The sequence below is a fragment of the Paenibacillus sp. FSL R7-0210 genome, assembly GCF_038009085.1.
In the GTDB taxonomy this organism is placed as follows: domain Bacteria; phylum Bacillota; class Bacilli; order Paenibacillales; family Paenibacillaceae; genus Paenibacillus_AQ; species Paenibacillus_AQ silagei.
Map to the genome: position 1 here is coordinate 7,243,181 of NZ_JBBPAR010000001.1, position 26,072 is coordinate 7,269,252.

Annotated in this window: 17 protein-coding genes; 15 read left to right on the forward strand and 2 right to left on the reverse strand. The window is 40.3% G+C overall.

Going from position 1 to position 26,072, the window contains the following annotated elements:
• Positions 1-225 precede the first annotated feature (225 nt).
• Positions 226-2,778, forward strand: coding sequence for a DUF3656 domain-containing U32 family peptidase (locus tag MKY64_RS30975; protein WP_340957792.1), 2,553 nt, complete (start codon positions 226-228; stop codon positions 2,776-2,778).
• 180 nt (positions 2,779-2,958) lie between these two features.
• Here MKY64_RS30975 and MKY64_RS30980 read toward each other — a convergent pair whose 3' ends face one another.
• Complete coding sequence (locus MKY64_RS30980; RefSeq protein WP_340957794.1) at positions 2,959-3,792, reverse strand: hypothetical protein; 834 nt, start codon at positions 3,790-3,792, stop codon at positions 2,959-2,961.
• Between the two features lie 187 nt (positions 3,793-3,979).
• On the opposite strand from MKY64_RS30980, the gene galU reads away from it, so the two are divergent.
• Entirely contained in the window at positions 3,980-4,867 is an 888-nt protein-coding gene (gene galU, locus MKY64_RS30985; RefSeq protein WP_339311798.1) for a UTP--glucose-1-phosphate uridylyltransferase GalU, read from the forward strand.
• A gap of 241 nt (positions 4,868-5,108) precedes the next feature.
• Here the strand turns inward: galU and MKY64_RS30990 are convergent, their stop codons facing one another.
• Positions 5,109-7,568: an O-antigen ligase family protein gene (locus MKY64_RS30990; protein WP_340957797.1), complete on the reverse strand. Its 2,460-nt coding sequence runs from the start codon at positions 7,566-7,568 to the stop codon at positions 5,109-5,111.
• 197 nt (positions 7,569-7,765) lie between these two features.
• Here MKY64_RS30990 and MKY64_RS30995 point away from each other — a divergent pair, with 197 nt between their 5' ends.
• The 13 genes from MKY64_RS30995 (at position 7,766) to MKY64_RS31060 (ending at position 26,066) form a co-directional block, all read left to right on the forward strand.
• Positions 7,766-9,154, forward strand: coding sequence for an ABC transporter permease (locus tag MKY64_RS30995; protein ID WP_340957799.1), 1,389 nt, complete (start codon positions 7,766-7,768; stop codon positions 9,152-9,154).
• 16 nt (positions 9,155-9,170) lie between these two features.
• Positions 9,171-10,400 (forward strand): ABC transporter ATP-binding protein, encoded by a 1,230-nt coding sequence (locus MKY64_RS31000; protein ID WP_340957801.1) that lies wholly within the window; start codon positions 9,171-9,173, stop codon positions 10,398-10,400.
• 32 nt (positions 10,401-10,432) lie between these two features.
• Complete coding sequence (locus MKY64_RS31005; protein WP_340957802.1) at positions 10,433-13,516, forward strand: glycosyltransferase; 3,084 nt, start codon at positions 10,433-10,435, stop codon at positions 13,514-13,516.
• 5 nt (positions 13,517-13,521) lie between these two features.
• On the forward strand, positions 13,522-14,775 hold the full coding sequence (locus MKY64_RS31010; protein WP_340957804.1) for a rhamnosyltransferase WsaF family glycosyltransferase: 1,254 nt from the start codon (positions 13,522-13,524) through the stop codon (positions 14,773-14,775).
• A 30-nt stretch (positions 14,776-14,805) separates the two neighbouring features.
• The gene (locus tag MKY64_RS31015) at positions 14,806-15,624 is read left to right on the forward strand and encodes a glycosyltransferase family 2 protein (protein ID WP_340957806.1); all 819 of its coding nucleotides are present in this window, start codon (positions 14,806-14,808) and stop codon (positions 15,622-15,624) included.
• 189 nt (positions 15,625-15,813) lie between these two features.
• Positions 15,814-17,835 carry a hypothetical protein gene (locus MKY64_RS31020; RefSeq protein WP_340957807.1) on the forward strand — a complete coding sequence of 674 codons (2,022 nt, stop codon included), beginning with the start codon at positions 15,814-15,816 and terminating at the stop codon, positions 17,833-17,835.
• A 42-nt stretch (positions 17,836-17,877) separates the two neighbouring features.
• Complete coding sequence (locus MKY64_RS31025; protein ID WP_340957809.1) at positions 17,878-18,621, forward strand: hypothetical protein; 744 nt, start codon at positions 17,878-17,880, stop codon at positions 18,619-18,621.
• Entirely contained in the window at positions 18,621-20,612 is a 1,992-nt protein-coding gene (locus MKY64_RS31030) for a lysylphosphatidylglycerol synthase transmembrane domain-containing protein (RefSeq protein WP_340957812.1), read from the forward strand. The genes MKY64_RS31025 and MKY64_RS31030 overlap by 1 nt, the downstream gene beginning before the upstream one ends.
• A 41-nt stretch (positions 20,613-20,653) precedes the next feature.
• Positions 20,654-21,214 carry an HAD family hydrolase gene (locus tag MKY64_RS31035; RefSeq protein WP_340957814.1) on the forward strand — a complete coding sequence of 187 codons (561 nt, stop codon included), beginning with the start codon at positions 20,654-20,656 and terminating at the stop codon, positions 21,212-21,214.
• Positions 21,215-21,619: 405 nt separating this feature from the next.
• Positions 21,620-21,919 (forward strand): EamA family transporter, encoded by a 300-nt coding sequence (locus tag MKY64_RS31045; RefSeq protein ID WP_340958212.1) that lies wholly within the window; start codon positions 21,620-21,622, stop codon positions 21,917-21,919.
• Positions 21,920-22,099: 180 nt separating this feature from the next.
• Positions 22,100-23,122 (forward strand): dTDP-glucose 4,6-dehydratase, encoded by a 1,023-nt coding sequence (rfbB, locus tag MKY64_RS31050; RefSeq protein WP_340957815.1) that lies wholly within the window; start codon positions 22,100-22,102, stop codon positions 23,120-23,122.
• A gap of 8 nt (positions 23,123-23,130) precedes the next feature.
• A complete protein-coding gene (gene rfbD / locus MKY64_RS31055) occupies positions 23,131-23,991 on the forward strand; it encodes a dTDP-4-dehydrorhamnose reductase (RefSeq protein ID WP_340958214.1) in 861 nt (286 codons plus the stop codon).
• Between the two features lie 653 nt (positions 23,992-24,644).
• Positions 24,645-26,066, forward strand: a complete 1,422-nt coding sequence (locus MKY64_RS31060) for an MBOAT family O-acyltransferase (RefSeq protein ID WP_340957816.1) — start codon at positions 24,645-24,647, stop codon at positions 26,064-26,066.
• Positions 26,067-26,072 lie beyond the last annotated feature (6 nt).

Consider the following 26,072-nt stretch of genomic DNA (forward strand, 5'->3'; position numbering starts at 1 on the left):
CCGTGAGATCTTTTGCGTATTTATTCTTTTCTATTCATATTTTACGCTGGTTCTTCTTCATTTGTCTATTAAAGCAGGAGCTCCAGCTTATCTTAAGATAGATCCGTATGGAAAGCAAAATCCAAGTGTTTCTATTTTACTGGCAGACAGCTGTGATATTTGATACAATTAATAAGTTAAAAAGCTGTAAATGACCCGCCGAACAGGCGGTTTGGGAGGATATAAATGAAAGAGCAAGGAATACGCAGAGAAGACGTAGAGCTGCTGGCTCCGGCGGGAGATTGGGACTGCATGCGTGCAGCGGTGGCGAACGGGGCGGATGCTGTCTTTTTTGGCGTAGAGAAATTTAATGCACGGGCCAGAGCGAACAACTTCCGGATGGACGAGCTGCCGGAGATTATGGCGTTTCTGCACAGCTATGGCGTGAAGGGGTTCCTGACCTTTAATATACTGGTGTTCGAGAATGAGCTGCCGGATGCCAAGGGACTGATTGATGCCTGTGTGGACGCTGGTGTAGATGCTGTAATCGTGCAAGACTTGGGGCTGGTGAAGATGATCCGTGAGATCTCTCCGGACTTCCCGATTCACGGTTCTACACAGATGACGATTACCTCGCCGGAAGCGGTGGAATTCACGAAGCCGTGGGGGCTGGAACGCGTCGTACTCGGCCGTGAAAATAATCTGAAGCAGATCCGCACGATTGGCGAGCAAGCCCGCCTGCCGATGGAGGTCTTCGTGCATGGTGCACTTTGTGTATCCTACTCGGGCCAGTGTCTAACCTCTGAAATGTGGGGCGGACGCTCGGCGAACCGCGGGGAATGCGCTCAGGCCTGCCGTCTGCCGTATGATCTGATGATTGACGGTGAAGTGAAGCCGATGGGCGATGTGACTTATCTTCTGTCGCCGAAGGATCTTGCCGCCATTGACCTGATGCCGGAGCTGATTGAAGCCGGAGTGACTTCGTTCAAAATCGAAGGCCGGCTCAAAACCCCGGAGTATGTCGCTAATGTGGTCAGTAAGTACCGTAAGGCGATCGATAAGTATTTTGACGGTAACTGGACGCCTACCTCGAAGGAGGATATGCGTGAGCTGCAACAGAGCTTCTCACGCGGGTTCACCAACGGTTTCCTTGAAGGCACCAATAATAAGAAATTAGTCGACGGCACCTTCCCCAAGAGCCGGGGAGTGTACCTGGGCACCGTGGAGCAGATTCTGCGCGATGGCGTGGTCTGCCGCATTCATGCTCCGCTTAAACGTGGAGACGGCATTGTGTTCGACGCCGGAGATCCGACGAAGAAGGAAGAAGGTGGCCGCGTTTACGACCTGCGCCGCAAAGGCGTCAAGCTGGAAGGTGAAGCCGGGGAAGGCTGGATCATCGACATCGTTCCGGGCCGTAATGACGTAGATCTGCGCCGACTGCATGTAGGAGACCGTATCTGGAAGACGAACGACCCTGCGCTCGATAAGGCGCTGCGCCAGTCCTACGAGACTGAAAAGCCGTACCGGGTATTCCCGGTCCATGTGAGAGTACAAGGCTGCGTGGGCGAGAAGCTGACGACCTGGTGGACAGACGTTCAGAAGAACGTCACTGTCCGTGTGGATTCGGAGCTCGCGCTGGAGACAGCGCAGAAGCGTCCGATGGATACCGCGCTGCTGGAAGAACAATTCGGCCGCCTGGGCGGGACCCTGTTCCAGCTTGAAGCGCTGGAGTCGCATCTGCAAGGCGATGTGATCGTGCCTATGCGTGAGCTGAACAGCATCCGCCGCCAGGCGGTGGAGCTGCTTGCTGGCGAGCGCCCGAAGCCTCCCGTGTATGTGAAACGGGAGGTTGAGGTTTACGGCGGCGCTTCCCGCAGGGGCGCCGCAGCGGGCGCCATCGCCGCAGGAGATTGCGCGGGGGCGGGCAGCGGTGAAGCTGAGCTCACCGCGCTGTGCCGCAGCCTGCCGCAGGTACAGGCTGCGCTCGAAGCCGGCGTAACGAATATTTACGCCGATTTCGAGTTCATCAAGCAGTTCCCGGCGGCAGTAGACGCTGTGCGGGCTGCTGGGGCCAGCATTGCGCTGGCCACCCCGCGCATCCATATGCCGAACGAGAACGGCTACCATGCCAACATCCTGCGGCTGCAGCCGGATGCTGTGCTGGTGCGCAACACCGGTGCGCTGTATTATTACCTGCGCCACCGGATGGAGCACCCGGATGCTGTGCATCCCCGGCTGATTGGCGATTTCTCGCTGAATATCGCCAATCACAGAGCCGTGGATCTGTTCCTGGACGCCGGTTGTGACAGGGTGACACCGTCGTATGACCTGAACATTCAGCAGATGGTCGATCTGCTCGGGCACAGTGACACCTCCCGCATGGAGGTTGTTATCCACCAGCATCTGCCGATGTTCCATACAGAACACTGCGTCTATTGTACCTTCATGAGTGAAGGCACGGACTACACCAACTGTGGCCGTCCTTGTGAGGAGCAGCGTGCGTCCTTACAGGACCGCATCGGCATGTCCCATCCCGTCCGTGTGGATGAAGGCTGCCGCAACACCGTCTATAACGCGGTAGAGCAGTCGGGCGCTGAATACCTCAATCACTTCCGTGAGCTAGGCGTAGCTTCTTTCCGTGTTGAGTTCCTGGAGGAGACCCCAGAGCAGGTGGCAGAGGTTATCAGCCTCTACAGCCGCGCACTACGTGGCGAAATCTCCGGCACCCAGGTTTGGAAGAGCCTGAAGGCTACCAACCAGCTTGGCGTTACGCGCGGGCAACTGGTGAATGCGAAGTAAATGAATCATACCCAATCGCAAGAGGGCTGGTTTCGTGTGTTTCACGCATATAACTGGCTAAGGCCATAATAAAAGGCCCGGCAGAAATCGGGGCCATCCAATCAGATGGCTCCCGATTCTGCCGGGTCTGTTTTTGTATCCCTAACTATCCCGCCAAGTCTTTTATCCACCCGTGCTCCCTTACAACGGCAACAGCTCCGGCCAGATGTCCAGAGCTTCACCACAGGCCGGGCAGTTCACCTTTCCGGTGAGATAAGGCAATTGCTCCATCAGCTGACCGTTCTTGATGGTATGAGCTGCTTGCCATAGGCGTGCTAACGGGCTGTCTTCCGGCCGGACACTGCCAATCTCGGAAGGCGTAACAGCTTGACCATTCTCCTTGCCGCTGAATACCGGGTCGTCAGAATAGGCGGTCATCCCGGGGCTGTTCTCATCCGGCCAGATATACATTTCCTCATAACAGCTCGGGCATCCGACCATGTATTCATCGCCTTCCGAATAGGTCAACAATATACCCGCTACTGCCCGATCTCCCCGGTAAGCAGCATCCGCAGCGAGGATGTATCGCTTCTCCTGGTCATCCTTTTGTGCCGATTCCGCATAGCGGAAGATCTCTTCCGACAGGTTGCCCAGGTATTCAATAGCAGTGAGGTAGGCCGTATAAATCTCTTGGACAAGCTCCTCAGCAAGCGGCGGGTTCTGGTGAGCAAACTCAGAAGGAAGATTTCCGCTCTGCACTGTTAGTTGATTCGTCACGAAGATCCCGCAGGTCACGTAGATATCCAATCGAACTTCAGGATCATCCGACTGCGTGGCAATCTGCGACAAATAAGGCAATGCGGCAAAAGTGATGCTGTAAATCGTGTCCTGATGGAACAGATGCTCCCAGTACAGCTCGTCCTTAATTTCTTTGGTATAATCGTCCTGCAACTGCTGCAATAACCCGGGTACCGCTTCAGCCGTACCAAAAGGGCCGTGCAGCTGTTGCCATACCGGACTGGATAAGTCTAACATGGATACCCTCCTCTTCGAATGGAAGTGCTGTATAGTGCTGTTATATCAACATCCATTGGGAACGTCAACGCCGGGCGTTCACCCAGAGATCATTGTCCCTATTTGTCCCTGCCTCAGTATACTGCCCAAAATCAGCAGGAACTGTTATAATTGAGATTATGAGTATATCTGTTAAAGGAGATATGAGATGAAGATCCGTAAAGCGATTATTCCCGCTGCCGGTCTGGGAACACGCTTCCTGCCTGCGACCAAAGCGATGCCCAAAGAAATGCTGCCCATCGTAGACAAACCAACGATTCAATATATTGTGGAAGAAGCAGTTGCTTCTGGGATTGAAGATATCATTATTGTGACGGGTAAAGGCAAGCGCGCAATCGAAGACCATTTCGATAATTCATTCGAATTGGAATTCAATTTGGCAGAGAAGCAGAAGTGGGAACTTCTGGAGTCGGTACGCAAATCCTCAGAGATGGCCGACATTCACTATATCCGCCAAAAAGAACCGCGCGGCCTGGGACATGCTATCTGGTGTGCACGGAAGTTCATCGGTAACGAGCCCTTTGCCGTCCTGCTGGGGGATGATATCGTGGAGTCGAACAAGCCCTGCCTGAAGCAGATGATCGAAGTGTACGAGCAGTACAGATCCTCCATCGTCGGCGTTCAACCCGTACCTTGGGAGGATGTTTCCCGTTACGGGGTGGTAGACGGATCTGAATTAGCAGAACGTGTCTATAAAGCCAACCGGCTTGTAGAAAAGCCTAAGCGTGAGGACGCTCCATCCAACCTGGCGATCCTGGGACGTTATATACTGACTCCGCGTATCTTCGATATGCTGGGTGAGCAGCAGGTAGGTGTAGGTGGGGAAATTCAGCTTACTGATGCTATCTCACGCTTAAGCGAAGTGGAGCGGATAATAGCTTACGACTTTGAAGGCAGACGGCATGATGTCGGCGAGAAGATGGGTTTTATCCAGACAAGCATTCATTACGCGCTTCAGCATGAGGAGCTTAAGGAAGGGCTGCTAGAGTATCTGAAGGAAGTTATTGAGAACGAGGAGAGACTGATTAGCAGGTAAAAAACTATGTTTTGGGATTGGTCGTGACTAGAGAGATTTTTTGTGTTAGGAATTCCGGTCGCTACCGCTCCTTCAGTTCCCAAATTTTCCTCCGCCACTTTTCACTTAACATGAATTTTCAAGTTCAATCTATTTACACTTATGTTCATACTTATTGCTTTCCCCCCTTTAATCATAAAAAAGCGGCCCACTGTACTCAGACAGTAAGCCGCTTTTTTGTATATCTGTTCTGTTATTCCGATCAGTACTGCGTATTCACAACAGCCTCAATGGCTGCGGCCTCAGCCGGATCTGCGGCAACCAGCTTGTCATAGACTGGCTGATCGACTGCTGCTCCTGCTTTCTTCAGTGCTGCCAAATACCAGCGGGCTACTTCGCGGTTAGCGGTATCACTGTAATCGTCACTTAAACCAAGCTTCAACGTAGCAGCAGCCACATCATTTTGTCCTGAGATGACCTGTAGCTTACCCACATTTAGTGCAATGGCAGGGGTAACTGAGAAAGGACGGCCCTGCAGCTGCTCAGGAGGCAAGGTTTTTAAATGCTCTACGCCATCCACAACATGCTTATACGCATCCAGTCCAGCGGTGAGGTATTCCTGTTTCTTGGCCTCATCCTTCTGCTCACTAGCTGCTGTAGCAAGTGTCTGGGCACGATTTATCAATGACTCATACCAAGTGATATCCCAGTTGAACTTGTAGGCATTGTCACTGTATACTGCCAATGCCATGTCAGGTTGGCCCTTCAGATCGTAATAGCTGGCCAATTGAGCCAACAGATTTTTGTTGTAAGGCTCATCTTTCAGAGCGCGCGTCAACACATTGGATGCTTCAGACAGATACTGCTCATCTTGAATTTGCTTGAATACCTGCATGTCAAGAGTGGACAAGTATAATGCTGCTTCCGGATGGTATGGACGGGCATCTAATGCTTTGACCAAAGGAGTTTTGATCTCCTCATAGGAAGTACTAACCGAAACTAAATTTTTACCCTTGAGAGCAGCATCGCTGGACCCGATGTAGTTGATCGACAGGAACAGCAGGAATATCGTCCCGATGGTCAGTACAGCCATGTATCCCATCCGAATTCCGGCTTTATTCCAGCTCTGGCGGAGCGGTTTGTTATCTATTACAGCGCCCATTCCAGCTAAACCGATGAACACCAGAATACCCATAAATGCATAACTCATATTAAAGTCCAGCAGACTGTGTACAAGGATAGATAGCGCAATAATGTAGAAGAAGAACCCGTTATTGAACTCATCCTTGTCACGCTTCAGGTAGGCACGGATGTATTTGAAGAAAATATATCCGATAAAGCCCATAAACACAATGAACCCGACAATCCCGACTTCGATTAAATACTGCAGGAAGAAATTATGGACCTGACGGCTTATATAAGGGTTGTTCTGGTACTCTTCGTATAAGGCAGACCAGCCACCCCCGCCTGATCCGAGAACCGGATAATCTTTCACTACCTTCATAGCATCCTTATAAAAAGTAAAACGTTCTAATACACTATGCTGTTTGAAGTTAATGTTCTCCAGGCGAGTCTCGATATTATCCGGTAAAATACTTTTCAAGCCTGTCCCGATCAGCAAGAAACCAATGATAGCCACAGCTACAACTGAGCCAAGTGGAATCCAAAGACCCGTGAATTTACGGGTTTCCGAGCTACTCAGCTTGTCCTGCAGCCAAGGAGCCATATAACGTTGAATCACCCAGCCCAGAGCTGCCACCACCGCTGAGGCTCCAAGCAGGTAAGCCCACGCCTTAAGCGCAGCCGAGGAGTTAAAAGCCGAGTTTAGTTCTGTTCCAAGTGTTGTCAGCGGGTTGGTAACCAGCAGAGCCGCAAGGCCAGATAGCGCAAGATGAATAATCCAGAGAATCTGCTGCGCAGGCTTTAGGAACAACAGGAGCAGGATGAACACTACAGGCAGCATGACAAGTCCCCCACGGGACAAGGTCAGCAGAAGAGATACGATAATCGGTACCAGCATGAAGCTGTGCGTCAGCGTACCATACCACTTTTTGGAGCGTACCAGGGCATACACTGCCACGAACAGGAAGGCCATGAGGAAGGCTGCATAAGTATTGGCATACTGGAAAATGGAGGTCAGACGCAGCCCGTTAGAGTCCGTCATGACTGCATCTAAATATTTACCATCACGCACCGTATTGGAGAACCAGCCTATCAGCCCCCCGGCAAATTTCCAGCTGCCAAGCCAGTTCAGCAGACCGAAACTGACGATGAAATAAGCGATCGCCAGAATGGCATTTTGAATGACAACATTTAGTTGCTTTTGCTGGAGCAAATATAACGCTATAATGAATATTGCGACATACATGCTCTGTACAAACAGCAGGTTCATCGCCATATAATGCGAAGCAGCGCCAATAAGCGACAACGCATAGGTAGCAGGCAACAGCAGCGAGGCCACAGCCAGCGCATCACGCTGTCCCTCCAGTCTGAACTTGGTGAAGTATAGGCCTATCCACACCAGCAGCAACAGGCTGCTTAGGAGTGAAGACAGATAGATCGGCTTCTCAAAGTCAATCTGCTGCCCATTAAATAATCCTACTTGAAACGGGGCCCAGACCAAAAAAACAATAAATCCTATAGCTAACGCCCATATGTAACTGGATATCTTTTCAACATTTCTCGACTGAACCGCATTTTTACCGTATACTGGTTTCGACACGTTTATAATCTCCTTTTTCGAAAATACAAAAGCTAAGAGCTATTTTAGCATATTTTTATTAATATAGTCTTCCCAATACTGTTAGCAATGCACTTTAATAATGAAAATAAGATTACTTGGCCTATGCCTATGTTCACTTATTGAACATAGTGTATGGGCTCATTTTCTGAAGTAAGTCTCTTGGTGAGTAAAAGTAAATGGATGAAGGGAACGTTACATTGATGAATCGCAAAAAAATAATCTTTGTTTTATTATTTATAGTTTTTTCATTTATTGTGTTTGGTTTTGTGAGAAATTATCAATCTGATAATGCGAAAATTAATATAAGCTTTCAAGTTAAATCAGATATCGCAGATGATTACCAGTTGTTTTATTTAACTAATCCTAAAGAGAAGTGGTCTGAAGAGAAGTCCTTCCATATTCCATATGTAAAAACTTTTGAGTGGGTAAATATGGAGGTGGAATTACCTAAAAACGCAACCAACGTACGACTCGATTTTGGTACTAAGGTTACAACGTTGAATATGAAAAATTTGATTGTTAGTGGAAATATAGATGTGAAGATGGATTTGCAAAACTTAGCATATGATGAAAATCAATTAGTAACTTCGTCTAAAAATGAAACATCTTTATCGCTGATAACCCAAGGGGGGGACCCATATATCGCTTTCTCGATTAAATCTGTAATTGATGAAAGTTTACAGGGAACATCTTTGATTAAAAATATAATTAATATTTTTGTGAGTTGTTTAGTGGGGCTATTAATAAGCTTTGTCTGTTTAACTATTAAAGACGTATTACACTTCATAAAAATGAATTATTTAGGTAGAAGTATGGTGATGAATTTAGCGAGAAATGATTTCAAAACTAAGTATGCCTCATCATATCTTGGAGTAACGTGGGGATTTATTCAACCATTGATGACAATTGCGACATATTGGTTCGTATTTCAGGTAGGGTTGAGAAGTGGGAATGTTTCAGAAATGCCATTTATTCTTTGGTTCTTGGTTGCAATAGTACCTTGGTTTTTCTTTTCAGAGGCATTTTCTAGTGCAACGAATGTATTCTCTGAATATAGTTATCTTGTCAAAAAGGTCGTATTTAAAATTGAATTGTTACCTATGGTTAAAATTGCATCTGCCTTTTTTGTTCATGTTTTCTTTTTGCTCTTTATTTTCATAATTTATAGCGTTTACGGATATTTCCCTTCAATATTTAATCTTCAAATCATCTATTACGTATTTTGTTCTGTTGTATTAGTTATTTCAATCAGTATCTTTAGTTCTGCGTTAGTTCTGTTTTTTAAAGATTTAAATCAAATAATAATGATTGTACTACAAATGGGCTTTTGGTTTACACCTATAGGATGGTCTTATACTATGTTACCCTCCTCATGGTTATTTATTTTTAAACTTAATCCGATGTTTTACATTGTAGAGGGTTTTAGAGATAGCTTTATTTCACATATAGCATTCTATAATCATCCTTATCAGACCTTTTATTTCTGGTTATTCTGTTTTGCAGCTCTTGGTGTAGGTATTAAAACCTTTGGGAAATTAAAACCCCATTTTGCGGATGTCATATAAGAAGAGGGGTTAGAAAATGGAGATCATGATTGAAGTTAAGGATGTTGTAAAAACATATAAGCTTTATAAAAAACCTACAGATCGTCTTAAAGAGTCCGTATTTCCTAATAGAAAGCAGTATCATGAAAATTTCAATGCTTTAAATGGGATTTCTTTTGAAATCAATAAAGGAGATGCTCTCGGTATTTTGGGTAGAAACGGTTCGGGAAAATCGACTTTGTTAAAGCTGATAACTGGAGTATTATCTGCAACTAGTGGCACCATCCAAGTTAATGGAAGAATGTCTGCAATTCTTGAATTAGGAGCGGGCTTTAACCCAGAATATACAGGTAGAGAGAACATATATCTAAATGGTCTGATGATTGGTCTAAGCAGAAACGAAATTGATAAAAAAATGGATGCAATCATAGACTTTGCTGACATTGGATCATTTATTGATCAACCAGTAAAAATATATTCTAGCGGTATGTTTGCGAGATTAGCGTTTGCTGTGGCTATCAATGTTGATCCGGATATTCTAATAGTTGATGAGGCATTGGCAGTTGGAGATGTGCGTTTTCAAATGAAGTGTATTGAAAAAATGAAAGAGCTTAAGGCAGGTGGAACGACTATCCTTTTTGTATCTCATGCTACGGAACAAGTGAAAAGATTCTGTAACAGAGCTGTCTGGTTGAAAGATGGAGAGGTTAAAGCGATAGGAGAGTCCAGTGAAATTGTAGATATGTACGAGGACTATATGAAATATAATAGCGAAAGCGAAGATTCTGAGAGTAGTAACACGAATATAAATGATACTGAATTTGAAGGGAATATTGATGAGGAGATGATTTTCCCTAGCAATCCTGATATTGTAGCTTCAGTTTCTAAAGTCAATATTAACGGAAATAAATTTAAAACTTTTGATCAGGTGGAAGTCCGGGTAGAATATGAAATATATGACAAGGTTATCCAAGGTTTATTGCTTGGCGTTGCGTTGTATACTCCAGACAGAGAATATATTTTTGGACCTAATACTTATCTGGAAAAAGTAGAAGTGCCAAATACTTTGGGACGGCACAGGGTGAAGTATATAATCCCTAAGTTACCATTACTTGGGGGGACTTATAATATTGATGTGGGTCTATTTAATAATGAAGGTATAGTATGTTTAGATTATAAACAGGAAGTAGTAAGTTTTACAGTTGTAAATAAATACTTTTCAGAAGGTCTTGTTTATATTGAACATAGTTGGGAAATTTCAAAATAAATTCACAGTACTTAGAATTGGAGTTGTTATTGATGATAGTACCATTCGACCAATACCAGCGATATATGCATACTTCTGATTTAATAAATACTGTTCGCGAAGTTGGACAAGTTTTTTCGATTTTGGAGGTAGGGGCTAACGAACATAAAAATCTTGAAAAATTTCTTCAAGATGATGTTCTTACTTATTTAGATATTGTTGTTCCAGAACATTTGAAGCAGGATCCTTCGTACATTGAAGGCGATGCGACTAATATGCCCCTTGAGGATAACGAATTTGATTTTATTGTAGCGCTAGATGTGTTTGAACATATTAGTGATCCACTTAGAGACGCTTTCGTTTCAGAGTTGATGAGAGTCTCTAAATACGGCTTTATTCTAGCAGCGCCGTTTAATACCCCGGGTGTTGAAGAAGCTGAAATTAGAGCCAATAAATTTTTTGAAACCATGTATGGATTTAGTTATCAATGGCTTGAAGAACACCGTGAAAATGGACTTCCTGAGATTGAGAAATTGACGAATTACTTAAATAATAATCATTTGCCGTACTTGAACTTTTCACATGGAAGTTTAAATGTGTGGGAAAAAATGATTAAAATTCATTTTTTGGCAGCAGGAAGATCATCCCTATATGATTATAGGGCAACCATTGATGATTACTACAATAACTATATATATAACGCGGATTACGGAGAACCGAGCTATCGAAATTTTTTTCTTGTATCCCAAAATCAGGAACTATTGAATAAGGCAACAGCCTTTGTAAACGGGCGGAGTAAACGAGGACTCGACCCAACTTTGTTTGAGAAACTAACTCAACTCGAAATTGATTTGGTTAATTTGAGTAGTTATGATTTAACTCATAAAGAGTATGTAGCTAAGACAGAGGAAATTATTCAAAAGGACCAACAGATAAACAACCTGAATAATCAATTAAGAACTCAGGAACGGAAGAGTGAAGAATTAAGTGCAGAAGTTGGACGGTTAAGTAATGAACTAGCAAATTCAATTTACGAACAAAAAGAACTGGTATGCCAAAATGAGTCTTTAAAAGTTGAGAAAAATAATATTACAAAACAGTTTACTCTAGATATAAATGTTGTTCAGAAAGATGTATTGGGATTAAAAGAGAAGCTTATTAGTTTGGAACAAGAACTGGAACGGTCACAACAAGAGTTAAGCAGCCTGCAACAAGAAATAGAATGCTCACAGGAAACTTTAGTACTTAGAGATGAATATATTAGCCAACTCGAGTATGTTTCCCAACAGCTTCGTATAAAAAATAGAATAAAAAAACTGGTGCCTAAAGCTATTCGTAATAAGGCCAGATTAAGCATGAGCATAATTAAAAAGTTGAAAAATAATCCTGAACTGGCAAAAAAAGGTATACAAGAGATCCGTCATAATGGCTTACATTCGCTCAATAATAAAATTCAATCTGTAATGACTGTTGGAGAACTAACTTCAAATTATGTAACTCGCGATATCAGCTTTGATGATTCTGAGCTTATGAAATCTGAAATTGATCTGTTTTTCAAGAAACCGCTAATTTCGCTAGTCATTCCTGTATACAATGTGGCTCCTAAATGGTTAGATATAGCCATCAAATCTGTTAAAGATCAAATTTATCCTCATTGGGAAATCTGTATAGTAGATGATTGCTCTACCAATGAAGAAACTCTTCAGTATTTGGAGAGCATTAAGGATTCGCGTATTAATATAATGAGATTAGATGAAAATTCAGGAATATCAGATGCTTCTAACAAGGCCGTTTCCATTGGGAAAGGGGAATATATAGCGCTCTTGGACAACGATGATGAAATTGCTGCAAATGCTTTATTTGAAGTAGTTAAAGCGATTAACGAGTTCGATGCAGATATTATGTACTCTGACGAAGATAAAGTGGACATTCATGGAATTAAGAAAAACCCACTGCACAAACCTGATTGGTCTCCAGATTTATTGAGATCTCAAATGTACATTGGACATTTCCTTGTATTTAAAAGAGAGTTGTTTAACAAGGTTGGAGGTTTTAGAACAGCGTTTAATGGAAGTCAAGATTATGATCTGGTTTTAAGAATGAGCGAATGTGCTCAGAAGATTCACCATATTCCAAAAGTACTATATTCTTGGAGGGAACTCGAAACGTCTACAGCAGCCAATCCCTACTCCAAACCTTATGCACATACTGCTGGTTTAGCGGCATTAAATGAACATTTAGCAAGAGTATTTGGTGAAGAGAATGCTTACGCTACTGAGGATGATTATCTATTTGTATATGACAGCAGATTTAAAACCGATCTTGTAAAAGTAAGCATTATTATTCCTACCAAGGACAAAGTGGAACTGTTAGAGCCGTGCATCTCAAGTATCCTGGAAAAGACAACGTACCCTAATTATGAAATTCTCATTATTAATAATAACTCTGTAGAACCAGAAACATTTGAGTGGTTCCAGCAGCAACAGTCAAGATCTGTCGTGCGAATCATTGATGCGAATTATGAGTTTAATTGGTCTAAACTCAATAACCATGGTATAAGAGAATCAAATGGAGAAGTATATATCTTTTTGAATAATGATACTTTAGTTATAAGTGAGGATTGGATACAACGTTTAATGGAGAAGGCTCAGCGTGAGGATGTTGGGACAGTAGGAGGTCTGCTACTTTATGAAGATAATACAATTCAGCATGCAGGTGTTGTAATAGGATTAGGAGGTTGGGCAGATCATATTTTTAAAGGGATGAAACCTAATCATTTCGGATCACCATATGTATCACCAATGGTTACAAGAAACGTGACGGCGTCTACAGGAGCTTGCCTTGCAATTTCCAAAAGGACATTAGATAAAATAGGATTATTTAATGAGGAGTTCATTATTTGTGGGAGTGATGTTGAGATTTCATTGCGCTCATTGGAACACGGATTGGTGAATATCTACGATCCGCATGTTAGATTGTTTCATTTAGAGTCCAAATCAAGATCATCATATATTCCTCCAATTGACTTTGAATTATCCAAGTTCTTTTATGGACCTTATCTAGAAAAAGGCGACCCATATTATAATAAGAACTTGAGTTTAAGCAGCGTTGCACCAAAGTTAGCTCAAGGAGAATGATAAATATGTCAAGATTTATTGAGTATATTGCCAGAAAAGCGAAAAATAACAAGACAATAAAAAAAGCATACCAATCTACGGTAAGTTCATATTTGAATACGCACATTGGAGAAATTACTCCTTTTAATGCAAGAACTTCTGAGCATAATGAGAGAAGAATCAATCTTCTCGTTCCTTCTATAAATCAAGAGCATCTATTTGGTGGTATTTCCACTGCCCTTCATTTTTTTGATCAATTATGGGCATTTGAAGAGAAGTCCGCTAGACGAATTATTGCCACTGATGCTTCTCCAGGAAGCGAAGATATGGGGAGGTTTAAAGACTATACCTTGGCTACATCTTTAGAAGATACTGAAGTCAGATCGCAAATTGTTCCCTTTAATGATAGATATAATAAAACAATTCCAGTTGGAAGACAGGATGTATTTATCGCAACTTCTTGGTGGACAGCCTATTTTGCACAAAGAATTGTTCAATGGCAAGCTGAAGTATATAATCAAAAAGCCTCGAAAATCATTTATTTTATTCAGGATTTTGAGCCGGGCTTCTATTCTTGGTCAAGTCAATATTCTTTAGCTCTAAGCACTTACTCCTATAAGGGTGATCAGATAGCTATCTTTAATTCCAGTTTATTAAAAGAGTTTTTTAATAACCATGGATTCAAATTTTCTGAGGAATACTGCTTTGAGCCTAAACTTAATGTTTCTTTAAAGAACTATTTAGTGCCTCATAAAGAAATGATTAAAAAAAAGAAAATATTGATTTATGGTAGACCCTCTGTCGCTAGAAATGCCTTTACTTTAATAGTAGAAGCGTTAAGGAGTTGGGTTTGGCTTCAGCCCAATGTATCTGAATGGGAGATTACGTCGGCTGGAGAACAGCATAACGATATAGAACTGGGCAACAGTATAACTATTAGATCTCGAGGAAAGATGTCTCTTGAAGATTATGCTAATGAATTAAAAGAAAGCGCTGTTGGTATCTCTTTAATGATTTCTCCACACCCCAGCTACCCTCCATTGGAAATGGCTCACTTTGGTATGTTGGTATTAACTAATAGTTATGAGAATAAAGATCTTTCAGCGCTCCATAATAACATTCGATCTGTTGGAAATCTTAGTCCAGATTCAATAGCAAAAGAGCTCAAAAATTTATGTGATGAATTTGAAGGGAACAATTCAGTAGGGGAGTCTAAAGGAATACAAAGTTACCTTGATGACACTGAACAATTTGATTTTGTAAAGCGAATTTCGTACTGATCGTTGTTAGGAAAGGGAAGGAAGTCGAGTATGGAAAAGATTTTACTTTTTATTCCGGGATATAATTGTGAAAAACAAATTGTAAGGGTACTTCGACAGTTGGACAATGAAGTAATGAAGTATATATCTAAAGTAATAGTGGTTAATAATCGAAGTACAGACCGTACAGAAGAAGTAGTTTTGAGTTATATTGAAAAAATAAAAATACCTCTGACCCTATTAAGAAACGATGACAACTTTGGGTTGGGGGGATCTCATAAGGTCGCTTTTGACTATGCGCAAGATAATGACTTTGACTACGTTATCGTTCTACATGGTGATGATCAAGGCGATATTCATGATATTATGCCGTTGCTTAAATCGAGGGAGTATAGAGCTTTTGATTGTTGCTTAGGAGCTCGGTTTATGAAGAGTTCTAAACTTAAAGGTTATTCGCAATTTAGAACATTCGGTAATCGAATATACAATATTATTTTTTCGATATCCACAGGTAAGCGGATTTACGATCTTGGCTCAGGGTTGAATATGTATAAAACAGGCATGCTCAAGAGTAGGTTTTATGAAAAGTTTTCAGATAGTTTGATGTTTAATTGTTATATGCTTTTGGCAAATTCATCCTATAAATTTGACGTTAAGTTCTTTCCGATTTCTTGGAGAGAGGATGACCAAGTATCAAATGTTAAAATGTTTAGTCAGGCATTACGGACGCTAAAGATCGCGGCGGGATACTTCTTCTCGTTAAATAAAAAAGGTTTTATTAATCGTGATTCAAGGGAAAAAAAAGTTTCTGCATATACTGCTAAACAAATCGATAATCGCAACGAGGGCACATACAGGCATAAGAAATAAACTTTTATTTAAAAAGCTATTAGAGATACAATAGTTTACTCGGAGTTTTCAGCTGTGAAAAAATCAATGTATTTTATATCGATGAGTTGTCATCTGGGTATTAACTACATAAAAGAGGTTGGAGTGTTGTTAGGAGTAGATCATCATTTTAATTAATTATGACTTTTAATTGAAAGTAGTTGTTGTTCAATGAGGAAAAAAAGAATAGTACTTTATATTATTCTGTCCGTAGTAATTCCTATAATTTTAACGGTTTTCAGTTTTTTGAAATCTGTGGATATCTTGGATTTCACACAGTACTCAACGAAAGATGCATCAAAAACTACTGGCGAAATCGTTGCAGGAACAGTAATTCATCAAGAATTCCAACGATTATATAAAGAGATGGATGGTATAAGGCTGCAATTCGCAAACTATTCAAACAGACCTAATAATGGACATATCAATATTAAGGTCAGCGATGATAAAGCTGAAATAGCTATGGTTCATTTGGATGTTTCTACGATAAGAGATGGTGAATTTGTTGAGATTCCTTTTAAGAAAAAAAAAGGGGATATTGGAAGTACGCTTTCATTAGATATAACAAATTACGATAGTAAAGCAGGAAGTTCTGTTACACTTTGGATGTCAGAGAATAAAGTAATAGGCAATTTAGGCTCGCGATTAGAAATAAATAATGTTGTAGTCCCCAAAAGCTTACACATGCAGGTTGAGTATTTCAGTCCTAAAATGAATAGTGGAATTTGGATTATTGTATTCTTTTTGTTATGGCTGCTGATTCCTACGGGAATTTTGGGTAAGTTTTTGGACAAGTACCAGTCGGATAGAGTTTTTAATAAGAAAATTAATAGAATTCTCTGCAGTATGTGTCTTGTAGTAGTTGGTTTTGTACTGCTCTCCCTACGTGATCTAAGCTTTATTACATCTCCCGCACTTTTTGCTGAGGACGCTGTTTATCTGAGCAACATTTTCGAACATGGCTTTTTAAATACTGTCTTTATGACGAGAGGTGGAGGGACAGCAGATTTTCAAAATAGTGGTTCGTACATCTTGTTGTATTTAGCTTTAAAAACAAACAATCTTTTTTACGGATACAATCTATCAAATTTACCGTTTTTCATAGGTGTGTTTGCGAATTTATTTTGGAGTCTAGTAGCTTTTACTGCATATAAAACTTTTAGTATTAAGAGTAAAACTTTAGGGATTGCCACATTTTTTGTTGTTGTTTTGATTACAATGGGCAACTCTGGAGGAGAAGTTTTTGGCAGAGTATTAAATACTGTATTTATATGGCCGCTTCTTACAGGTTTTTTGTTATTGATGAAGTATGATAATCGTTATCCCTCAGGCGTATGGTCGATAACAATAGGTCTTATATGTATCCTTGCTGGATTGTCCTTTCCTGTAAGTTACGGAATTGTAGGAATATATTTATTCTTTAGCTTCGTAAGAGCGTATAAGGAGAAGATTTATAAGTCTTGGTTTTCTTCGGAGTGGTCACTGCTACTTTGTTTGGTAATAGGAGTGCGGTTGCTTCCCATGATAATGGGATCAAAAGGAATAACAGGGACGATGACAACTAATCCTGATTCTGTCTTTGAATTTGTAATAGGAAGACATATCCTATATCCATTTATTCAACTTTTTTATACTCATCTTAATGATAAAATGACATCAGTTTTATTTTTGATTTATGCTTTTATCATTGTATTCGCGGGTTTTTTGAATTTTAAGAAAAGAGGTCTTTTTAATAACTATACGTTTTTTGTATCTTGTGCTATAGGAGTAGTATTTAGTTCTGCCTTAATGCGAATTAAAATGACACAGTTTTTTAATGAATATGAGACAACATATCCTGACCGTTATTTTTATGCTTGCAATACGTTTTGTGTAATTGTCCTATTATATGCACTATATATCATTCTTACCCATATAAAGGTTAGTCAGAATTTTTTGGCGGGAGTTCTTAGTTTGGTTCTCTTCGGAGCAGTGTTCAACACTTCTCTGTTTGAATTATCCTCTCCGTATCTGAGTATTTATGGTACAGGAGATAAAGGGACTTTTAAAGATGGCATTATTGCAGCTGTTGAACAGAACAGACTGAATAAAGATAAAACTGGCTATGTAACTGTCACTGTATACCCAATTATTTCTGAAGGAGAATGGAAAATATATGTTCCCGAACAATATGCCTACGCTACTTTAGATTGATTCGCATTACAGTAGATAGTAAATTGATTGAGGAGGAACGATATGAGTACTGGTATTCATTTAGTTATGCCAATGGCAGGAAGTGGATCACGATTCTATAATCAAGGGTACAATATTCCAAAGCCGCTGATTGAAATAAAAGAAAAACCTTTTTTTTACTGGGCAACAGAATCTATTAGAAAATTTACTGCATTGAAGAGTCTAACATTTGTAGTCATCCGAGAGCATGTTGATTTATTCGAAATCGACAAGCGGATTCTAAAATACTACCCAGATGCAAAAATTAGAGTTTTAAATGAAGTTCTTAATGGTGCGTTACTTACGTCTTTAGAAGGGGTAAAAGGGATCGATGACAGCGCTCCTATCGTATTTAATGATTGTGATCATATGTTTAAATGTGATTCTTTTTACAACTACAGCAATGCTGGAGACTACGAAGCATTAGATGGCGCATTGTTGACTTTTGAATCTAATGATCCTAAATTTAGTTTTCTACTCTATAATCAAGCCGGGAATGTTATTAAAACAGTAGAAAAACAAGCAATTAGCAATGATGCTATCTGTGGCGCGTATTACTTTAAAAATAGGGAGGTTTTAGAACACGCAGCGACAGAGTATCTAAAAGTGTGTGATTACAAAGAATTCTTTATGAGCGGTGTTTATAATATTATGGCTGATGAGGGTAAAATCATTAAAGGATTTAGAGTAAACAGCCATCTAGCCTTTGGTACTCCAGAGGAATATGAGATTGCCAAAGATTCGGATGATTTTGAGGGGATTATTTAATGGGCATGGTTTTATTTCTTTTAGCGATCTTTTTACTTATGGTTGGCCATTACTTTAAAATGCTTCGCTGGAAACAATTTGTTGAAATTTATGAAGCTCCAAGCGAAGGGGTATTGCTGCGCTCCCTATCAATAGGGTACCTGGTTAACTTTTGTCTTCCTTTTCGTCTTGGTGATTTGATAAGAGTATTTTTTTCTGGACGAAAAATGAAAAATGGTATCGCCTTTGCATTATCCACAGTTATCGTAGATAGATATTTGGATGTTATTGTTGTTAGCATTCTTTTTTCTTCTTTCATCTTGCTTGGTTTCAATAGTCCACTGATAGTCGACTCTGCTATTTTTTATGCGATTTTAGCAGGCATTTTAGTACTTCTTTCTGCTATAGCAATGAAATATAGCAGAGTGCTCAAAATAATTATAAAAAAGGTTTGTTCGATTTTCAACTTGCGAATTGAGCTGAAGATGTTATTTGTTTGCTGGTCAATAATTACTTCCTTCAAGGATATCTTTCATAAAATTGATAAGCTAAGATTATCCTTATATACCATATTTATCTGGGGATCCTATTTGGCCTCCTACTACGCATTAGGAATGTTTCTCTCGGACGAAATGAATTTCTCTGGCTTTTCAGATATCTTTACTACGTTGTTCTCGCATGGAAGTTTAGATTCTGGAACTGTTGACTTGACGTACAGTATTCAGGAAATGTCATTGAAACCTCAAACTTTGCTTGCTGTTTACCTTATTGTACCGCTGCTGGCGTTATGGCTACTTTCCTTTTTACCATATAAGTTCAAGAAAGCAGTCCTTCAGTACACTACCAGCGCTAATAATCCTGGTAAGGCACTGAATTTATTGCCGCAGGTGAATGAAGATGACCGGTTAAATTTCTTAGAGGCGTATTTTTCAGGTAACGGGAAGGCATATTTGGAGAAATATATTGAAATTAATCAGAATATCAGTATTATCCAAGATTACTCTGCCGGCTCAAATGCAACTGTGATGCTATGTATGGACGAAAGCAGAAGCTTCTATAGAAAGTATGCCTTTGGAGAAGATGGCGACAAACTATATGAACAAGTTCAGTGGTTGCGGCAATATGAAAATTCATTGCCTTTGCCGCTCATTTTGAATGAACAGCATGGAGACGGCTATTGCAGCTTTGACATGGAGTATAGTACGACCGCGGTTGGATTATTTAACTATATTCATTCTAGACCGATTGCAAAGAGTCAGAATATTGTTCGTAAAGCTTTGGAGAGCCTTGCCGATAACCTCTATGCAGGTGATTTACGTCCAGCAGAGCCAATTTTAATTTCAAAATATATCACTAGCAAGGTAAGCGGTAATATCGAAAAGATTAGAAATGCAAAGGAATTAAAAGCTTTGTATGAATACCCAACACTCATTATTAACGGACAGGAGTATATGAATCTCTCTGTACTTGGAGAATACTTGGAAGAAGATTTTTTATTTAGTGTCTTCAAAGATGATATGTATACAGAAATTCATGGAGACTTAACAATTGAGAATATCATTTGTGTAGATGATACTGAATCTAGCAGGGATTTTTATCTGATCGATCCTAACACTGGGAACGTTCATGATTCGCCTTATTTGGATTATGCCAAATTACTGCAATCATTACATGGTGGTTATGAATTTTTAATGAAAACGCAGAATGTTTCTGTTACTAAAAATCAGATAGATTTCTTGTTTACGCGCTCCCAATCCTATAATGAAATGTTTTCATTCTATACAAACTATCTAAATGAGAAATTTACAAAAAAACAAGTTAGAAGTATTTTCTTCCATGAGATTGTGCATTGGTTAAGACTTTTACCATACAAAATAGAGAAGAATGGAAAACGGGCTATTCTTTTTTATGCGGGGATGGTTATTGTTTTAAATGATGTTATTAACTGGTTTGAGGACACTTCGGTAGATTCGAGGGAACAATATGTTGCCGCTACTGTTGAAGATTCTTGAAAGACAACCCGGACACTTATTGCGAGAGGAATGAATTAATCATGAAAAATAAATTAGCAATATTTGATCTGGATGGAACTTTGTTTAACACTGAGGAAGTGAACTATCTATCCTATAAGGGTGCACTAGAACAGAAAGGGTACTCGCTAGAATATGATTTTTATACTCAGGAGTGTAATGGTAAGTTCTATAAAGATTACCTACCTCTGATCATACCTGACCCTAGTGTTGAATTGATGGAAGAAATTCATGATCTGAAAAAGAAACTATATCCAGTTCACCTTGGCGCTGCTACCGTGAATGAGCATCTCTTCAACTTGATTGAATTAATCAAAATCAATTATTATGTTGCGGTTGTAACTACAGCTTCAAGTCAGAACTGTACTGATATCTTGATGTATTTTGGAAAAGAAACGTTGTTTGAATTAATATTAACTCATAATGACGTAGAGAAAGTTAAACCTGATCCGGAGGGTTTTTTGAAGGCGATGGAGCATTTTAACATTACTCCAAATCAAACTATTATCTTTGAGGATTCTGTTGCTGGAATAGAGGCTGCCAAAAGAAGTGGAGCAGAGGTACTTGCTGTAGCACAATTCTAGAGCGGGTTTTTAATTGGAGGGATATGATTAATCAGATGTTTCGATCCATTAACAAAAATAAAAAAGGGATAGTACTTATTCTTTTTTCAGCGCTCTGCACTTCTTTTGGACAAGCGCTCTGGAAGTTATACGATTCTGATCAATATCTTTATCTTATCTCAGGCTTTTTGTTATATGTTGTAGGTGCATTCCTAATGATCATCGCTTTTCGTTATGGTTCATTATCTGTTTTGCATCCGCTACTTAGTATTGGGTATTTATTCGGACTGTTTATCGGGTGCTTTTTACTCCAGGAGATGATTACCTATAAAGAGTTGATAGGGACTTTTATTATTCTGTGTGGGGTTTTCTTAATCGGGGGTGGAGATAGTTAACGCAGCTCTAATTGTACTGCTTTTTTCATTGATGACACTTTTCGGGGCATTTGGAGGTTACTGTTTTAAAAAGTTATCCTCCTACAAGATTGGAATTAATAAAGGGTTCCTCACCTTTTTTATTTTAGGTGGAGGTTTATATTTTACAGGAGCTGTTCTAAATATCGTTCTACTAAGATTCCTCCCTTACACCCAATTGTATCCTCTATCATCATTTACATATGTGTGGACGATACTAATTTCTTACTTCCTCTTATCAGAAAAGATTTCCTTGAAGAAACTCTCAGGGATAGTGCTTATTATATCTGGAGCGATTTTTCTAATGAAGTGAATTTCATGGCTGGTCTACATACAAAGGCTAATATTTATTGCCGAACGGGTATACTACGCATAATATGAGATGATTAAGGAACAGTAAGATATTTCTGATGGCTATCGTTGGCACTATAAGATAAAATGTTGTTTGGGTGGACTTATCGGAATAATAAATTATAAAAAGGTGGTCACTAACATGAAACTGCTTGTTACCGGCGGAGCCGGCTTCATTGGCAGCAACTTTGTAATATACATGCTGCAGCAGCACCCAGAGTATAAGATTGTCAATGTAGATGCTTTGACGTACGCGGGCAATCTGGAGAATTTGAAGTTTATCGAGAATCATCCGAATTATACGTTCACAAAAGCAGATATTACTGATGTGGCGGCTATGGATACCCTATTCGATCAGGGAGTTGATGTAGTTGTAAACTTTGCAGCGGAGTCTCATGTAGACCGCAGTATCCTGGAGCCGGATGTTTTTGTTAAGACGAATGTACTCGGGACTCAGGTCCTTTTGAATGCGGCGAAGAAATACAGCGTGACTAAATTCGTGCAAGTATCGACAGATGAGGTATACGGTACGCTGGGCGCCACAGGCCTCTTCACTGAAGAGACTCCACTGACTCCAAATAGCCCTTATTCTGCAAGTAAAGCGGGCGGGGATTTACTGGTCCGTGCTTACCATGAGACCTTTGGATTGCCGGTTAATATTACACGCTGCTCCAATAACTACGGTCCTTATCAGTTTCCGGAAAAGTTGATTCCGCTGATGATCTCGCGTGCGCTGGCTGATCAGGCACTGCCAGTATATGGAGATGGTATGAATATCCGTGACTGGCTGTATGTTGAAGATCACTGTAGTGCGATTGATCTGGTTATTCATGAAGGTGTGAATGGCGAAGTGTACAATATCGGCGGTAACAATGAGCGAACAAATGTGCACATCGTGAATACCGTACTTCAAGAGCTGGGCAAACCAGATTCGTTAATTTCGTATGTTCAGGACCGTCCAGGGCATGACCGCCGTTATGGTATAGATCCAACCAAAATTATGGGCGAGTTGGGCTGGAAGCCTAAGCACACGTTCGAAACGGGTATCAAGGAAACGATTCAATGGTACCTGGATAACAGGGAATGGTGGACACGTATTCAATCCGGAGAATACCAGAAGTATGCAGCGCTTCAGTACGGTAGCCGTCTGGGGGATGCACTGTAATGTCTACAATGAAAGTGCTTGTTACAGGTTCAGGGGGACAACTCGGACAGGATCTTGTGCTTTTGCTGCATGCTCAAGGTTATGAAGTACTTGGTTGCGATCGTCAGGAGATGGACATTACCGATTTGGATCAGTGCATAGAGATCATTTCCGGCTTCCAGCCGGATGCGATCATTCATTGTGCTGCTCATACTGCGGTTGATGCAGCAGAGAAGGATATTGATACAGCGTACCTGATTAATGCCACCGGAAGCCGGAATGTTGCACTTGCTGCTGAGAAGGCCGGAGCTAAGTTGGTATATATCAGCACGGATTATGTTTTTGACGGGATGGGCACCAAGCCATATCACGAGTATGACAATACCGACCCACAGAGTATTTACGGCAAATCCAAACGGGCGGGAGAATTACTGGTGCAATCCTTATCCTCCAAGTTCTTTATTGTCCGTACCTCCTGGGTGTATGGCAAATACGGCAATAACTTTGTGAAAACAATGCTGAAGCTGGGGCAGGAGAAACCGCTGCTGCAGGTAGTAGATGACCAGAAGGGCTCGCCTACTTATACAGTGGACTTGGCACGATTCTTGCTTGAGCTTATTCAGACTGAAAAGTATGGAGTGTATCATGCTTCAAACAGCGAGTCCTGTTCATGGTACGAATTTACCCAGGCAATTTTTGCGGAGGCAGAGGATATCTTAGGACTGAAGTTTACAGCGAAGCTTGAGCCGTGTGCTACCGAGCAGTTTCTACGTCCTGCGCCGCGACCACGTAATTCAGTGTTGGAACATTTGGCGATTCGTACCAACGGGTTCCGTGATATTCGTTCATGGCGGGAAGGTCTGCGAGACTTTTTGTTCGAACTGGAATAACTGCCCTATAGGATGGTAGCAAAAGAACTGATAGGGGAAAGATTGTTGGAAATGATTTTGAAATTGCAAAAGCTGTAGTGGCTTTAAGGCTTGCCGCGATATTGTGAAATTGATGTATTTATTGAAAAATTCTGAAGTGTTTCTTGGTTATTATTACGATGTTTGAAGACCCTGGCTATGTGTCCCTGTTTACATTATGCTGGCCCAACTGTGCTATAGACTCGGGTCCACGGTAAGCCCAATTTTCCTACTAGCTTATCCTACGTTCTTGTGCCCGTGTGGTTTCGTAGTCAAGGACCCGGTTGACAGGCTAGTCTTGTCTGTCTGTTCACAAAAGCTCAATTAATGTTTGTATAACCTTTTTCCTATTGGTCTGTCCCGATTTATTTGATTTGAAATTATTATGTGGTGATAGAGGGATAATCTTTTGTTAAATAATCCGACTACTCCTTTAGGAGCCTGAAATGTAATCACAATCAAAGTAGATGGAGGCGCAGGTGCTTGATGCGGGATCAAAGATGCATTGAAATTAATAAGATCATGAGATAAACCAAAATACCGTCTTGTGTCCTTTTCTAAGTTAGTGGTATCTAGTAGAGGTGTCGATAGTTATCGATCACAAATATATATTAAAATTGAAGGGCGCGACATAAATGGTTTTTAGTTCTCCGCTTTTTTTATTTCTGTTTTTACCAATAGTTCTTGTACTTCATTTTTTCATTAAGGTGGAGTATCGTAATTTTTTACTTCTTGTGGTAAGTCTTCTCTTTTATTCTTGGGGAGAACCTCAATTCGTTGTTTTAATGATTATATCTGTTATAATGAATTATTTTTATGGATTGTTAGTAGCAAAGTATAGGGATACCACCGGAAAGTTAGTTATGTTTTTTGCTATCGTAACAAATATTGGGTTACTTGTATTCTTCAAATATATTAATTTTATTGTTGATAATTTCAATATAATATTTAATAGTGAAGTTTATTTGGATCCAATTGCGCTACCACTTGGGATTTCATTTTATACTTTTCACTCCTTATCCTATGTAATAGATATTTATAGACGTAAATCGGAACCACAGAGGAATTTATTTGATCTGGCTCTATACATATCTTTTTTTCCTCAATTAGTCGCGGGTCCAATTGTTCGATATCACGATATTGCTAAACAATTGAAAACAAGACTAATATCTTTAAAAAATGTAAATCAGGGTTTCCAGCGATTTATCTACGGATTGGGAAAAAAAGTATTGATCGCGAACCCATTAGGATCAGTAGCGGATCAAATTTTTTCTCAAAACACTCAAGATTTGACTTCAGGTGCAGCATGGTTAGGCATTATCTGCTATACATTACAGATTTATTTTGATTTCTCTGGCTATTCAGATATGGCAATTGGTTTAGCAAAGATGTTTGGATTTAGTTTTTTAGAGAACTTTAATTATCCTTATATCGCAAAAAACATACGCGGTTTTTGGAGAAGATGGCATATGTCATTGTCAAATTGGTTTAGAGATTATCTTTACATCCCATTGGGAGGAAGTCGGGTCAGTAATTTTCGAGTATATCTTAATTTATTAATAGTATTTTTTTGTACTGGTCTCTGGCATGGAGCAAGCTGGAATTTTATTTTTTGGGGGTTATTCCATGGTTTTTTCATGCTTCTTGAGCGCTCACCATTAGGTAAATTAATGGATAGAATGTGGGCACCATTTCAACATGCATACACATTGCTCGTTGTTATGGTTGGTTGGATATTCTTTAGAGCAAATGATTTTCAATATGCAATTGCTTATTTAAAAACTATGATTGGCTTTAATGGGGATGTTGGTATTTACAACATTGGATATTATTTGGATAATGAGCTGATTTTTGTTGTTATTCTTGCGTTTATAGGAGCAACCCCTCTTTTGAAGATATTGTTAAACCATTATCAATCTATTTTAGACATGGGAAATAGTAAATATCAAATTACTAAACTACTCTTCATAGTAATCACGGAGATAGTTGTTTTGCTCCTTGTATCTGCTGCGTTGGCAAGTCAAACATATAACCCGTTCATTTATTTTAGATTCTAGTAGGAG